Here is a 14,976-nt window from a genome sequence, read left to right on the forward strand (position 1 = left end):
GAAGATGCCGTTCAAGACCTGGCGATCATCCCGCCTTGGCCGACCCATCGTCTGGGGCGGCGAGACGATGTCCTTGATCAGCGACCAGCTGTGCTCGGATAGCTCGTAGCGTCCTGCCATACTTCACCTATGCTGCTGCGGCATAGGAAAAATTAGCAGAGTCTACTTTTCGTACAAAACCTAGGTGTGATCTCTCGGTAGGTTGTTCATCCGGAACCTACCCGGACAATTGGAGGTGCGACCCAAACCAACCTTCAGGAGGCCCGGATGAGCACTCATAAGAATGCCCGTCTCACACCGTATGGTCGAGCCCACTTGGTCCGCCGAGTCGTTGACGAAGGGCTCCGGCCAGAGGAGGTCACTCAGGCTCAGGGCGTCAGTGTGAGTAGGGTCTACAAGTGGGTGCGCCGTTACCGGGAAGAGCGCACCAACCCTGGGCGGGGCAGCCCGGCCCAGAGCCGATCAACGCCCGCGCCGAGCGGCTGGATGAGTCGAAGTATTTTCCGCGGCGCCTTCCACAAGCACCGCTGTCTGATCTCCCCCGACGGCTGGTACGAGTAGCGGCCGGCGGAGGGCGGAAAGCAGCCGCATTTCCTCTGTTGTGTGGATCGTCAGCCGCTATTCTTGGGCGCGATCTGGGAGCCCTATGCGGATGAGTCGGCCTGCTGCGTGATCATCACCGAGCCCGCTCGCGGCATCGACCGCGATATCCACGACTGCATACCTCTGGTGCTAGACGACGACAGCCTCGATGCCTGGCTCGATCCGACGTTGATCGAGCGCGAGGCCATCCGCTCGGCGGTACACCATCTCGACGCCGGGGCGCTCACCGCCTGGCCGGTGTCGACACGAGTGAACCGTGTCGCCCACGAGGGGGCCGATATCGCCGCTATCGAGGCCGAGCTGGCGGATCTGCCCCTCACCCCGAGTGCTTCGATCTGTTCCTGGGTGAGGAAGGCTGGTTCCCGCTCGGGAAGCTGTAGAGCCTTGAGCTTGGCGAAGGGGTTGTCGTGCCTCCACTCGTCCATGTGGATGGCGTAGTTGAACACGGCCCGTAGATAGCTGATGTCGTGGTTCACGATGTTGGGCGATAGCCCTTGCTCCAGGCGCTTCTGGCGGAATCGTGCTGCATCAGCAGGGGGCATCCCGCCTCATTCATGTTCGGGGCAGGTGTGAGCTATGAACGCTTTGAGCTGCGCCAATCAGCACAGTTTCAAATTATCCTTTGCAGTTGTGAGCCCCCTTGCCTAATCTTGATGAAAAAGACTGATAAAAATGGCCATACAGGAGTGTGTCAAAATTCATGAAGTTCTGGTGGTCCGATACTACACCGGCCATCCAGAATGGTAATGAGATTCACTAGGAGCCGGTGGGCCGCTACTACGTCAGTTCCACAGAGCTGAGTACGAGCAACTGGCAAAAGCCGTTCGTCAGCATGGGCATGTGGATAATCTGCCGCATTCGTGCCTGGAGATGGGCATACGGGTACATGCATGCCGATTCCACCGAGGTCAAGCAGCGGAAAATCCGGTGGAGTGCGCCAGATCGTCATGAATGTTCCACACAAGGTAAATCCCGATTTAAAGTGGCGGCGATAGAAGAAGAAAAAACGCCTTGGATGAGACGTATCGAGTTTGTGAAGTCATTTCATGACAGACCATTTGCGGGAAGTCTCACTCACCCCCTCAAAGGTAAAAAAAACAATGAGCGACGAGATCAAGCTACAGAACTGGAAGCGCGACATTACTTACCATGCAGGCGCTTTTGTCGTCGCTCAGAGCGTTGACGACATTGTCGGCATCGTCAAAGACCGGGAGCGTTATCCGTCGCCGGTGAGGATCAAGGGTTCGCACCACTCGACGACGGACTGCATCGTGGCCGAAGGCGGGACCGTGATCGACATCACCAAGATGAACAAGATTCTCAATATCGATAAAGAGAACAAGACGATCACGATGCAGCCTGGTGTGCTGCACATCGATGCCGCGCGGGAACTCGAGAAGCATGGCCTGCAGTTCTACGTCAACTGCGAGATTGGAAACCTCACCGTCGGCAGCGGCGCCTGTACGGCTACCAAGGACGCCTCCTACTTCGCCAAAGGGGAGCAGGACTGGGAGTTCGGCCAGGTGAACTCCTATGCCATCAAGTTCAAGGCCATTCTGCCCAGTGGCGAGATGCTCGAGGTGACAGAGGACGACCCCGAACTGCTGGCGGCGATGCGTTCGAGCTACGGCATGCTCGGTGCCGTGGTCGAGGTCACCTACCGGGTCAAGGAGATCCGGCCGATGACGGTTGAGCACATCGTCTACCACATCGACGAGTTCGCTGATCGATTGCCCGAACTGGTCGACCAGAAGCGCTCGATGATGCTGTACTTGATGCCGCACCTGGATCAGGTCGTCGTCGAGTACCGCTACGACGGCCCCGGCCCGTTGCGCAGCCACACGTTTCCGTGGCGCCTGCGCAACTGGGCGTGGAAGACGGGGAGCCCGTTTTTTGGCCGCGTGGTCTCGCAGTTCGTCCCGTTACAGGGGCTGCGCGGCGTCCTGCTCAACGCCCAGAACCGGCTAGTCGGCCTGGTCATGACCAAGCTCATCCGGGGCAAGAACACCAGCCCGGCGGACCAGATCATCCACTACCCGGAGACCGCACCCTACGCCGCCTACACCTTCAGCATCTGGGGCTTTCCGCGGGACGAGTACCCCCAGACGATTCGCAAGTATTTCCAGTTCTGCAAGGACTACTTGAAGGACAACGGCTATCGCTGCGACCTGCTCAACGTCGGTTACCACATCGCCCAGGATACCAGCTCGCTCTTCTCCTACACGCGAAAATGGCCCTGCGTCACGATTGACCCGGTTGCTACTGGCAGCACGGGGTGGAAGGCGTTTCTCCAGGCGTATAACGAGTTCTGCCTCGAGAACAATGGCAAGCCCCTGCTCAATCAGACGCCGTACATGACCCCGCACCAGGTCCAGGCCTCCTTTGCCGAGGAGATCGAGATCTTCCAGCAGTATCGTCATCAATACGACCCGGAAGACCGTTTCTATCCGCAGTGGTTTCGCGAGATGTTCGAATCCAAGCCCGGTCAGGGGGGGATCGCATGACATCCGGGAAACAGTACACACATTACACCGGTCTCAAATGGTTCCGGTTCCTGGTGGGCTTCGGGTTTGTGACCAACATGCTCCTGTTCGCCCTGCCTGCCCTGTTCACCCCACGCCTGCTCGAGTCATTGCTCAACGTGGGGACCACGAACACGATACAGTGGCTACAGAACGTCGGGATCCTGCTGGTGATCATCAGCGTGATGTATATCCCGGCGATCCGCGATCCATTCCGCTACTTATTCATCTCGTTTCTGCTGGTCGCTGGACGCTTCTCCGCCGGTTGCCTGTTCCTGATCGGCGTGCTGTTCATCGACTACCCGGATGGCATGATGGCGCTGGCACTGAACGACCTGATCCTGTCGAGCATCCAGGCCGTCGCACTGTACTTCATGTTGCGCGACGGTGATCCAAGGGTCGGAGGTGCGTGATGTCTCAGGGACCACGCAACGGCGGTGAGGATTACTTCGAACGGCCGACGCATCTCGTCAGCAAGTTGTATGCCGGGCGTTTGCGGCTCGCGGCCATATGCGCCGTTGTGCTGTTGTCGGCGCTGCTTGCCCTGTTTCATGCCTTTCCGCCGAACCGTCCGGTCGAATATACCTCGGAGGTCGAGCATTTTTACTACGGCTCGATCGGCTCGGATATCACGTCGGGGATTCCGCTCAAGCTGATGCAGGTCCTGCCCAAGACCTTTCCCGACCACCTGCCGAAAGGCGCCGTGGCCCGAGATTACACCGCCTTCGGCATGATCCAGGAGCCTGGCCGGCCCATGCCCATCGGCTTCTCCGTGCGCGACCAGATCGTCGACCGCACGTGGATCAACTGTGCGGTGTGCCATACCGGGTCGGTGCGCGAGTCACCGGAGGCCAAGCCCAGGATCATTGCCGGGATGTCGGCCAACACGGTCGATCTGATGGCGTTCTTCAAGTTTCTCTTCGACTGCGCTGACGATCCCCGTTTCACTGCCGACACCCTGTTGGCCGCGATGGATGAGCAGGGTGAGCTGGGGCCGGTGGAGCGGCTGATCTACCGGATCGCGGTCCCGCAGGTCAGGGAAGAGCTCCTCAAGACCCGGCGCAACCTCGCGTACCTGTTCGAGCCGGATTACCCGCCGTTTGGTCCGGGCCGCGTGGATACCTTCAATACGTTCAAGTTCAATCAGTTTGCCTATTACTACCAGGAACGCGACGCGCCGGTGGAGGAGATCTACGGCACGGTGGACTTCCCTTCGATCTGGGAGCAGGCCAAGCGCGACGGGCTGTGGCTGCATTGGGATGGGAACAACAACTCGGTGCGCGAGCGCAACTTCAGCGCCGCCATCGGCGCCGGTACCGCGCCGCCGGACATGGACGTGGACAGTCTCTTCCGGCTCGAGGACTGGCTCGACGAACTGGAGCCTCCGGCCTATCCCTTCGCCATCGACGAGCAGGCGGCCCGGCGGGGCAGGCCGATATACGAGCAATACTGCTTCAGCTGCCATGACTTCAAGGGGGAGCACGTGGGTGGCGTCGTCCCCCTCGAGCAGATCGGCACCGACCGCCACCGCAAGGACTCTTATACCGAGGTGCTGCGCCAGGCCCAGAGGGATTACACAAAGGGGTACTTCTGGCAGTTCAGCCATTTTCGGGTCACCGACGGCTATGCGAATCACCCCCTCGACGGCCTATGGGCCAGAGCACCGTATCTGCATAACGGCTCGGTACCCAGCCTGTGGGATCTGCTCACGCCGCGAGACAGGCCGGAGATCTTCACGATCGGTAACGACGTCTACGATCCGCAGCGCATGGGCTTCGCTCACCAGGAACTGAAGGGCTCGCGCGAGGACGGTTATGTCTACCCGGACGGCAGACCCTACACGGGTAGCGCGTTCGTGCTCGACACCCGTCTCCCGGGCAACGGCAACGAGGGGCATAGCGGCCCCGCATACGGCACGGAGCTGAGCGATCAGGAGAAACGGGATCTGATCGAGTACCTCAAGTGGCTCTCCCGCCCGCAGGACGCATCGTGAGAACCGATATGGACGGCACACCGCAGTACAAGATGCTTCTCTGTCACCGGCGCGCCTCTGGCCAGTCTCTCGAGGCCTTCCACAGGCACTGGCGGGAGCCGCGCAAAGAACTGGTCCTCGAATTGCAGCAGGCACTCGGGCTCGAGCGCTATGCCCAGGTCCACCAGTACTGCCGGTGGAATCCGCTCTATCAGGGTGTCCGCTTCACCCGGAGCCGGTTCGTGACCAATTTGTTCGCGCGTCAGGAGGGGCAGCAGATCGGACCGAGACAGGATCGTCGAACGACGCTCGAGGAACGCTGGGATGTGGTCGAGGAACTGGTCTACCCGTCCCGGCAGGCGCTCGTGGCGGCGCTGACTGCCCCGGCCGGCCGGCAGGCGGGAGCTCGACTGGTGGAAGATCAGCGGCCCCGCGTGTGCCGTACCGCCGTGATGGCAGTGGAGGTCAATCCCTTGATTCGTCCGGAAGGGGGCTTACCGCCGGTGACGACCCTGTTCTTCCTGCGCAGCCGGCCGCCCCTGGACCGGGCGCAGATGACCGACTACTGGAAGAACAGCCATTCGACGTTGTTCGCCTCGCTCCAGGACGCGCTCGTCTACAGCGCGTACGACCAGATGTATGTACGCGACGGCGAGGACCTGACGCCGGTGATCGACGCGCTGGGGGGCAGCACGGGTACGCCGTTCGACGCCGTGGCCCGGGTGGCCTACGACGACCAGTGGACGCTCGCCAAGGGCTTTCTGAGCCCACGGACCCAGATCGCCAATCTCAAGCTGATCAAGGACGAAGTCACGTTCATCGACGGCGGGCGCTCGACACTCATGCTCGGTAACGCGGACCGGTTCAGCGCTGGCGGATGATGCCCCATCCGCCCAAGGAGGCCCCTCATGAAGAAATGGATCCTGATTCTGCTGGCTTTTGTCGCCGTTTTCGCCGTGGCCTGGTGGCTGGTGCCGCGCCCGCCGGCGCAGGACGAGGCCATGCAGGCGGACCTGACGGTGAAGGATTTCGCCCAGGCCCCGGACGAGCCCGACCTGCTTGCCGGCGCCGACAATGGCATCGCCCTCGACGATGCCGGGATTCGCGGCCGCAACACCTGGTGGCTGTGGACCGCGGGCAATCAGGCCTTCTGGGACTGGCTGGCCAACAACAGTTTCGGCTCCTTCGACCTGCTCAAGTCCATCTCCTCCTACCCCTGCTCACCCGAACAGGAACAGCGGGCGAGCGACTACGAGCAGCGGCTCGACGCCGGCGATGGCGCCTACCCGGCCGGGGCATACGGTGCGACCGGCTATGCGGAGCCGCCGGGCCCCAAGTACGGTTTCGGAGGAGAAGGTCAAGGCCTCTACCAGGGGTATGCCTGCGCCGCCGAGATGTACCCCGAGCCCGGTGATCCTCCGTTTCGCTACTACAACCGCAATACCCGGTTCTGTTATGCCGGCATGATCAACGAACCCGGTTTTGAGGAGCCCAGCCAACCGGACGAGTTTGGCCTGTGCCTGGACGAGCGGAGTGCAGAGGATCCGCTGTTGGCCGGCTCGAGCGAACCAGAGCGCGAGCGGCTCGAAGAGCTCTACGGCAAATCCTCCGGCGTCCTCGGTCTGCGCCTGTTTCCCAACCCGGACTTCGACAGGGAGGCCGAGCGCAGGTGGAAAAGGGCGATGGAGGAGGATCGCTACTACCTCGATCCGGCGTTCTACGCCGACCGGAACCTGGAGCGTCCCTATCGGGTGGGCATGTCCTGCGGGTTTTGCCACATCAGCCCGCATCCGCTCAATCCGCCGAAGTTTCCCGAGTCTCCCGAATGGGCAAACCTCTCCGGCACCATCGGCGCGCAGTACTTCTGGTTCGGGCGGATCTTCTCGCCCAATATCACCGATGAAAACTTTATCAGTCAGCTGATCGGCGCCCAGAAGCCCGGCGCGGTCGACACCTCGTTCCTGCCCCATGACAACCTGTTCAACCCGCGGGCGATGAATGCTGTCTTTGAACTGCCGGCGCGCCTGGAAATCGCGGAAAAGATCGGCACCGAGACGGCCGTCGATGGCGCCCTGGACCTGCCCGAGCTCGAGGATCACCAGGCCGAAGATGGCAAGTCGGCTACCTACAGGACACCGCACGTGCTGTGGGATGGTGCCGATTCGGTGACCATCGGACCCGCCTTGACCCGCGTCTATATCAACATCGGCGAGTATCACCAGCAGTGGCTGCGCACGATCGATCCGCTGGTCGGCTTGCGCAAGCAGGAACCCATCAGGGTCAAGGACGCGCAGGAGAACTCGGTGTTCTGGAACGCCACCCAGCAGCGGGCCGAGGACATGGCCGCGTACCTGATCCAGGCCGGTCAGCCCTATCGGCTCGAGGATGCCCCAGACGGCGACCAATATCTGCGTGGCGACCGCGACGAGGAGGAGTACGACCAGATCCTGGATCGCGGAAAGGTCGTGTTCGCCGAGAACTGCGCGCGCTGCCATTCCTCGAAACTGCCCGAGCCGATCAAGGCCCTCGGGGAGCCCGGCTGCATCGGTTCGGACTACCTGGCCTGCTGGAACCGCTACTGGGATTGGACCGAGTCCGACGACTTCAAGCGCCGGATGACGGAGATCGTGCAGGCAGACGATTTCCGGGAGAATAACTACCTCTCGACCGATGCTCGGGTGCCGGTCCACCAGCCGCTGGTCGATGTCACGCCCAGCAACATCGACCCGGACGCCTCGACCGAGGCACGTTACCTGGAGCATGCGCGCCAGCGCGGCCTGGCCACCGGCGCCCTGGAGACCGAGATCTGCAGCGCCATGGCGTCGAACGCTGTCGAGGGCCACGTCTGGGAGGACTTCTCCTCGGAGAGTTACAAGTCGCTGCCGTCGGTCGGCATGGTGGATCTCTACAATCCGGTTGCCGACGAGATCTTCCAGTGGCAGGCGCCGGGTGGCGGCCGCGGCTACCAGCGGGTGCCGTCCCTGGTGAGCGTCTGGTCGACCGCGCCCTATCTGCACAATAACGAGCTGGGTGAGTTCACTGGCGACCCCTCTACCGCCGGGCGCATGGCCGCGTTCGATGATGCCATCCACAAGCTGCTATGGCCGGAACGCCGTCTGAACAAGGTGCCGCGGACCACCCAGGAGAGCTACGTGCAGGTCGAGCCGTCGACGCTGCCGGGATGGCTCAGGGCGGCCCTACCGTTGCGCTACCTGATCGGGGCTGGCCACCTGGTCAACGACCAGGGCCAGGTACAGATCGGCCCGTTCCCGGGACCGAGCCAGGAGAGTGCCGGGACGCCGATTGGACTGATCGGCAATCTCAACCTCGCCCGGACCGATGCCGATTTCGGCCTCCTCGGCCTGGGGGCCACCGCGCTGGATGCCGCCCAGGACCTGAAACGGATCGACCGCGAGAACCTGAATCCGGAGCAGGCCACCGCGCTACTGCGAGACCTAGTGCCGGACCTGATCGACAAGAGCGCCTGCCCGGACTTCATCGTCGATCGGGGGCACTACTTCGGCACGGACCTGCCGGACGCGGACAAAGACGCCCTGATCGAATTTATCAAGACGCTGTGATCCGCAGCGACGTCGGCGCCGCGCGCCGGGGCGCGGCGTCGGTGTCGGCAGGCATCTGACGAGGAAGCCATGAGCGAATACGACTACATCGTGGTCGGATCGGGTGCCGGTGGCGGCGGACTGGCCGCGAACCTGGCTGAGGCGGGATACACCGTTCTGCTGCTCGAAGCCGGCGGGAATCCCGACACCTACAACTATGAGGTGCCGGCGTTTCATGCCAATGCCTCTGAAGCCCGGGACATGTCGTGGGAGTTCTTCGTCCGACATTACGAGAACCAGGAGCAGCAGCGCCGCGACGACAAGTTCGATGAACCGCACGACGGCATCTTCTACCCGCGGGCCGGGACCCTGGGTGGCTGCACTGCCCACAATGCCCTGTTCCTGGTCTACCCGGCCAACAGTGACTGGAACCGGATTGCCGACATCACCGGCGACAAGTCGTGGCGGGCATGGAGGATGCGGCGCTACTTCGAACGCCTGGAGGACTGCCGCTATCGACCGGTGTGGCGCTTTCTCTACAAGATCTTCCCGTTCTTGAGCGTGACCCGTCATGGGTTTCGTGGCTGGCTCGGCACCGAGGAGGCCGACGTCAAGCTAGCCCTGAAGGATGACGCTCTCTTCAAGATCTTGAAGAAGGCGGCACTGCGGCAGGTGTTCGGCTGGCACTGGCTGCGGCTGCTCAACGTGCGCTACTGGCTGGCGCGTCTCACCACGTTGCTTTTCACAGCGGGCGATCCGAACACCTGGTGGACGGTCTCGTGGCGGCTCGAAGGGCTGCGGATTTGCCCGCTGACCCGCCTGAAGGGCCGCCGGAACGGCGCCCGAGAGCGGGTGCTGCAGGCCCGCGCTGCGGATCCGGAAAGGTTGACGATCCAGCTGCATGCCCTGGTCACCCGAGTGCTTTTCGACGATGACAACCGCGCAACGGGCGTGGAATACCTCCAGGGCGAGAGCCTGTACCGCGCCGACTCCCGTGCCGGCCAGGCCGCCGCCGGGGAGCGCCGACAGGTGCGGGCCCGCCGGGAGGTGATTCTCTGCGGCGGAGCGTTCAACACGCCTCAGCTACTGCAGCTCTCCGGTATCGGGCCCCGCGAGCTGCTGGAGGAACACGGGATTCCGGTGCGTATGGACCTGCCCGGCGTGGGGTTCAACCTCCAGGACCGCTATGAGATCACGCTGGTCCAGCGCATGAAGCGGCCGTTCAGGATGCTCGCGGAGGCGACGATGGCTCCTCCGACAGAGGGGGAGGCACCCGACCCCCCGTTGCGCGAATGGCTCAACGACAAAGAGAGCATCTACTCGACCAACGGCTGCGTGATGTCGATCATCAAGCGCTCCGACCCGGCGCTCAAGGATCCGGACCTCTACATCTTCGGCCTGGTCACCGACTTCCGGGGCTATTATCCGAACTACTCGCAGCGCATCCGCGATGCCAAGGATTGCTTCACCTGGGCGGTGCTCAAGGGGCACACGGGGAACCGGGCGGGCCGTGTAACGATCCGCTCGGCCGACCCTCGAGACACGCCTCACATCGACTTCCGCTACTTCGAGGAGGATGAGCACGAGGACCTCGAGGCGGTGGTCCGCGGGTTCCAGACCGCGCGCTCGCTGGCCGACAGCTATCGCCACCTCGTCAGCGAGGAGCTCTACCCCGGACCGGACGTCAAGACGCCCGAGGAAATCCGCCGCTACATCCGCGACAACACTTGGGGCCACCACGCCTCGTGCACCTGCAAGATCGGTGCCGACGATGATCCCATGGCGGTGCTCGATAGCAGCTTCAGGGTGCGAGGCACGCAGGGCCTGCGGGTGGTCGACGCTTCGGTCTTCCCGCGCATTCCTGGCCTGTTCATCGTCTCGGCGGTCTACATGATTGCCGAGAAGGCCAGCGATGTAATCCTGGGTGACGCCCAAAGAGGAGGAACGCCGTGAGCGTTTCCGGTCAAGACGACATAAAGGGTAAGGGCGGCGGGGACCTTGCCGTCCGGTTTGAAGACGGAGTCCGACCGGCGGAGTTGGCCGCGATTCATGAGGGTCGCCGGCTCCGGCGTGACGGAGACGCTGAGGCTAACGACACCGAATCCATTCAGGCGGCCGGGGAGGGGGACGACTCCCGCCTGAGCGCGCTCGCCTTCTCCGGTGGCGGCATTCGCAGTGCCACGTTCAACCTGGGGGTCACTCAGGGACTGGCCCGGCTGGGGCTGTTACGCGGCTTCGATTACCTGTCCGTCAACTCCGGCGGCAGTTACATTGGCAGCTGGCTGTTGGCGTGGATTCGGCGCGACGGGATCCGCGAGGTCGAGCATCAGCTTAGGAACGACGCCTGCCGGCAGGACGACCGTGGAACCGCCACGGGGACGTCGGCGTCCGCCGACAACCCCGAAGCCGGGCCGGTTTCGTACCTGCGACGGTTCACCAACTACCTCACGCCCCGGGTGGGCGCTTTCTCGGCCGATACCTGGACCATGGCCACCACCTACCTGCGTAACCTGCTGCTTAATCAGGTGATCCTGGTGCTGGCGCTGGGCGCCATGCTGGTGGCGCCGAGGATTCTGGTGCTCGCCGCGTCCGAGTTTAATGAGCTCGGTACCAGCGCATTGACATGCCTGTACTGGGGCATCGGATTTCTGGTGGTGGCGATCGTGCTGACCGCCTGTAATCAGCTGGAAGTGATGATTCCCCGGCGCGGCGACCAGCCGCCCTGGTATGCCGGCCAGTCCGGCGTACTGGCCGGCGTGGTGCTGCCCGTGTTCGCGGCGGCTTGGTTCGTCTCGTTCTGGATGTGGTTCTCCCGGGCGGCGGACAAATTTTTCCTGCACGACTGGCTGGCCGGGCGCTGGACCTGGTACAGCCTCAGCGAGTTCCACCAGGACCAGTTCGAGCCGCTCGCCTGGGCGCTGCTCGCCGGTGTGGTTTACCTGTTGATCTGGATCGTCGGGGTGTTCCTGTTGACCCTGTTTGTGCACCGCCGTAAAGGAGCACCGGTCGCGGTGGCCGGCAAAACGCGAATGCTTCGGGCGGTACTGCTGACCGCGCCGGCCGCGGGGGCGGTGGGCGGGTTCTTTTTGTGGGCCGTTGCATCGCTCTCGCTGGTACTGGAAAAAGCGTTGAACTCGGCCGGGTACGATGATCACCCGATCTGGCACCTGCTCCATGTCACGGTCTGGGGCGCGCCGGCGATCACGGCCGTTTTCATCCTGACCGCCGGCTTTCACATCGGACTGATGGGGCGGGGGTTCCCCGAGGCATTGCGCCAGTGGTGGAGTCGCCTGGGCGCCTGGTTGCTGATCTGGACGGTGACCTGGCTGGGGATTTTCGGCATCGCGCTCTACGGTCCGGTGCTGTTGGTGATCTTCGGAACCGTCGTCTGTACTGCCTTGGGCGGTGGTTGGATTTTCTCGACCATCGGGGGCGTGCTCGTCGGCCGGAATACCGGCAACGGCGAGGCCGTTCCGCCGGTGTGGCGGCGAGCGGTCATCGCCGCGGCGCCTCATGTGTTTATCGTCGGCATGCTCGCCTCGATCGCTCTGGGCGCCCACGCGCTGCTGGATCCGCCGGAAGAATACCTCTCCAAGGACTGTCAGGACTTCTGGATAGAGGAGCCGTCCGCCGCCGGCGGCGACAACCCGGTCGAACAGTCCGGGGCGGAAGCGGTTTTCGGCATCGAGAACGCGCGCCACATCCTGAAGTGTCATACCGAACGCCTCTATCTGGGCACGACCCGCAAGTTCGCCAGCGAAGGGCAGGGCGAGGCCGACGGCAATTTCCTTGTCGTGCCCCTGATCTGCTTTCTGCTTGCGATCGCCACACTGCTCTTCTCCTGGCGTGTCGATATCAACGAATTCTCCATGCACCTGTTCTACCGAAACCGACTGGTCCGGGCTTTTCTCGGCGCCTCCAACCGGAAACGCAAAGCCCAACCGTTCACCGGCTTCGACCCGGCCGACGACCTGGCCATGCCCACCCTGTCGCCCTTCGTCCGGCAGGACGGGCGCTACTACGACGGCCCGTTTCCGCTGCTCGCTATTGCCCTTAACCTGGTGTCGGGCCGTGACTTGGCGTGGCAGGAGCGCAAAGCGGCCTCGTTCGTGTTTACGCCGCTGTTCAGCGGGTTCAGCGTCCAGGACGACGGCGAGGACGCGGGGGCTCATCTCCAGACGGCCGGGTATCGGCCGACCGGCGGCTATCGGACCATTCCCGAAGGCGGTATCTCTCTGGGTACCGCGATGGCTATCTCCGGGGCGGCGGCGAGCCCAAACATGGGGGCAGGGACCACGCCCGCGATGGCCTTTTTGCTGACCGTGTTCAACGTCCGGCTCGGCTGGTGGCTGGGCAACCCCCGCCACGACAAGACGTGGAACCGCATGGGCCCGAAGCTGGGCATCGCGGAGCTGCTCTCGGAGCTGTTCGGCAACACCAACGACCGCTCCCGTTACGTGTATCTCTCCGACGGCGGGCACTTCGACAACTTGGGTTTGTATGAACTCATCCGGCGCCGGTGCCGCTTTATCGTCGTCTCTGACGGCGGCGCCGACCCGAATACCACCTTCGAAGATCTGGGCAACGCGATACGCAAATGCTGCGCGGACTTTGGCGTCGGATTCGAGCTCGACCCCGAACAGATCCGCCGCGATCCCGAGATCGGCCTGAGCCGGTGGCACTGTGCCGTGGGCAAAATCCTCTACGACCGGGTCGACGGCGGCCCGCCCGGGGTTTTGGTTTACATCAAGGCCTCGCTCACCGGCGACGAGCCGGTCGACGTTCAGGCGTACGCCGCGGCCCATCCGCAGTTTCCGCACGAACCCACGTCAGACCAGTGGTTCTCCGAGTCCCAGTTCGAGAGTTACCGCAAGCTCGGCGAGCACGTGGCCTTGTCCGTTTTCGGGGCAGTTGACGAGCTGCCTGCGTCGTTGTCGCGCGAGGAGCTATACGTTCGCCTTTCGCAGACGTGGTTCCCGCCCAGCCGCGCCCCCCAGGGGGCCTTCACCCTATTGAGCAGAAGGCTCGACGAGCTGATGAAGCGCCTGCGCACCGACCCGGCCCTGGCGTTCCTGGTGCCGCAGATCTACCCAGAATGGTTGGAGCTGGCCTCGGTGGTGGAGGACGCCCCCCCGCGCCGCATGTGGCTGCCGGAGACTCATGATGAACTGGTGGCCGGTTTTTTCTTTTGCCACTCACTGATTCAGCTCATGGAGGAGTGTTACCTCGACCTCGATCTGGAAGCCGAGTACGACTATCCAGATAACCGTGGCTGGCTGAACCTCTTCAAGCACTGGTCCTGGGCCGGGATGGTTCGTGCTACCTGGGCGGTGACTGCGAGCAGCTTCGGCGCGCGCTTTCAGACCTTCTGCTGTCGGCGGCTCGACCTGGAAGTGGGCGAGGTACAGATCGAGCGGGAGGACCTCCCCGTCGCGGGCAGCTCAGTCGAGCCCGGGAATCTGGACAAGCTGCTCGACCGGCTGGCCTCGGACAACCGGCTCAACTTCCTCGAGCGAAGTCTGACCCGCATCCTGGTGCAGGCTAAGCCGGACATTGACTGCCTGCTGATCCTGCGCCTGTGCGTCCAGCACCCGCATGTGGAGGCGATGGGCGTCGAGAGAGACTCGTCGGAGGAACTCGATTTCACCTTCGGGTTCGTGCTTGCGCGGGGCGACGAGCTGGTCTACCTACGCGTCCAGGATCATCTTCGTAAGATTGGCCTCGCCCGAAGGGCGATGCGCCGGATAGTACGTGATGAAGGTATCAGCCGGGTCGCTGCCGTTTCACGGGAGACTCTGCCTGACTGGTGTCGCGAGACGCCGGGAGAGGATAGGCTCGACGCGCTCCCGAATCTCTTACGTTCGGCGCGCGAGCACAAAATATAAAATGTCGGGCGCAATCATATTGCACGGTATGTTTTGCGCGTTTTTCGCGATCTAACAGGGTGTGAAGTGGATCCCATCCTTCGGACCACCTGACAGGTCATCTAAGTTCGGATCGGGTCACCATAGCTCCCGCGGCATTCGCGGGACTCGTACCCGTCAGTTGGGAATCGGGTAGTTCCGTACGGTGCCGACCTCGCTTATCAAAAGCCGGCAATCCGAAACTGCGTCAGAGCCTGTACATGGCAGCCGTCGTCAGGCTGAGGCGGAATCCGGATATCTCGGCGCTGTACCAGCGGCTAACAGGAAACGGCAAGAGCAAAATGGCGGCCGTGGGGGCGGCGAGCTATGGTGATTTCTGGTGTACGGGAGGAGGTAGGAAGGGTGGCGTATCCTGTTGATTGATCACGACCAAGATCTCAATCAACACGAGCGGA

The 14,976-nt window shown here is 62.9% G+C and carries 8 protein-coding genes and 3 pseudogenes; 10 read left to right on the top strand and 1 reads right to left on the bottom strand.

Annotated features, from left to right (window positions below; translation table 11 throughout):
* Window positions 1-267 precede the first annotated feature (267 nt).
* Together FHR97_RS20790 and FHR97_RS19760 are read left to right on the top strand one after the other, a co-directional pair.
* Window positions 268-561 (top strand): leucine zipper domain-containing protein, encoded by a 294-nt coding sequence (locus tag FHR97_RS20790; RefSeq protein WP_183385505.1) that lies wholly within the window; start codon window positions 268-270, stop codon window positions 559-561.
* Window positions 562-582: 21 nt separating this feature from the next.
* Window positions 583-1,041 (top strand): annotated as a pseudogene (locus FHR97_RS19760) (SOS response-associated peptidase family protein); the annotation flags it as partial.
* Here FHR97_RS19760 and FHR97_RS20795 read toward each other — a convergent pair.
* Window positions 1,041-1,145, bottom strand: a pseudogene (locus tag FHR97_RS20795) (phage integrase); the annotation flags it as partial. The pseudogenes FHR97_RS19760 and FHR97_RS20795 overlap by 1 nt on opposite strands.
* 558 nt (window positions 1,146-1,703) lie before the next feature.
* Here FHR97_RS20795 and FHR97_RS19765 point away from each other — a divergent pair.
* From FHR97_RS19765 to FHR97_RS20580, 8 genes and pseudogenes are all read left to right on the top strand, one after another.
* Entirely contained in the window at window positions 1,704-3,107 is a 1,404-nt protein-coding gene (locus FHR97_RS19765) for an FAD-binding oxidoreductase (RefSeq protein ID WP_183385507.1), read from the top strand.
* Window positions 3,104-3,538 (top strand): hypothetical protein, encoded by a 435-nt coding sequence (locus FHR97_RS19770; protein ID WP_183385508.1) that lies wholly within the window; start codon window positions 3,104-3,106, stop codon window positions 3,536-3,538. The genes FHR97_RS19765 and FHR97_RS19770 overlap by 4 nt, the downstream gene beginning before the upstream one ends.
* Window positions 3,538-5,118, top strand: a complete 1,581-nt coding sequence (locus FHR97_RS19775; RefSeq protein ID WP_221187884.1) for a c-type cytochrome — start codon at window positions 3,538-3,540, stop codon at window positions 5,116-5,118. The genes FHR97_RS19770 and FHR97_RS19775 overlap by 1 nt, the downstream gene beginning before the upstream one ends.
* An 8-nt stretch (window positions 5,119-5,126) precedes the next feature.
* A complete protein-coding gene (locus tag FHR97_RS19780; protein WP_183385509.1) occupies window positions 5,127-5,978 on the top strand; it encodes an EthD domain-containing protein in 852 nt (283 codons plus the stop codon).
* Window positions 5,979-6,005: 27 nt separating this feature from the next.
* A complete protein-coding gene (locus tag FHR97_RS19785; RefSeq protein ID WP_183385510.1) occupies window positions 6,006-8,678 on the top strand; it encodes a hypothetical protein in 2,673 nt (890 codons plus the stop codon).
* 69 nt (window positions 8,679-8,747) lie between these two features.
* Window positions 8,748-10,610 (top strand): GMC family oxidoreductase, encoded by a 1,863-nt coding sequence (locus FHR97_RS19790; protein ID WP_183385511.1) that lies wholly within the window; start codon window positions 8,748-8,750, stop codon window positions 10,608-10,610.
* Window positions 10,607-14,542 (top strand): hypothetical protein, encoded by a 3,936-nt coding sequence (locus FHR97_RS19795; RefSeq protein WP_183385512.1) that lies wholly within the window; start codon window positions 10,607-10,609, stop codon window positions 14,540-14,542. The genes FHR97_RS19790 and FHR97_RS19795 overlap by 4 nt, the downstream gene beginning before the upstream one ends.
* A gap of 131 nt (window positions 14,543-14,673) precedes the next feature.
* Window positions 14,674-14,883 (top strand): annotated as a pseudogene (locus FHR97_RS20580) (transposase); the annotation flags it as partial.
* Window positions 14,884-14,976 lie beyond the last annotated feature (93 nt).

The organism is Halomonas stenophila (genome assembly GCF_014192275.1).
Taxonomy (GTDB): domain Bacteria; phylum Pseudomonadota; class Gammaproteobacteria; order Pseudomonadales; family Halomonadaceae; genus Halomonas; species Halomonas stenophila.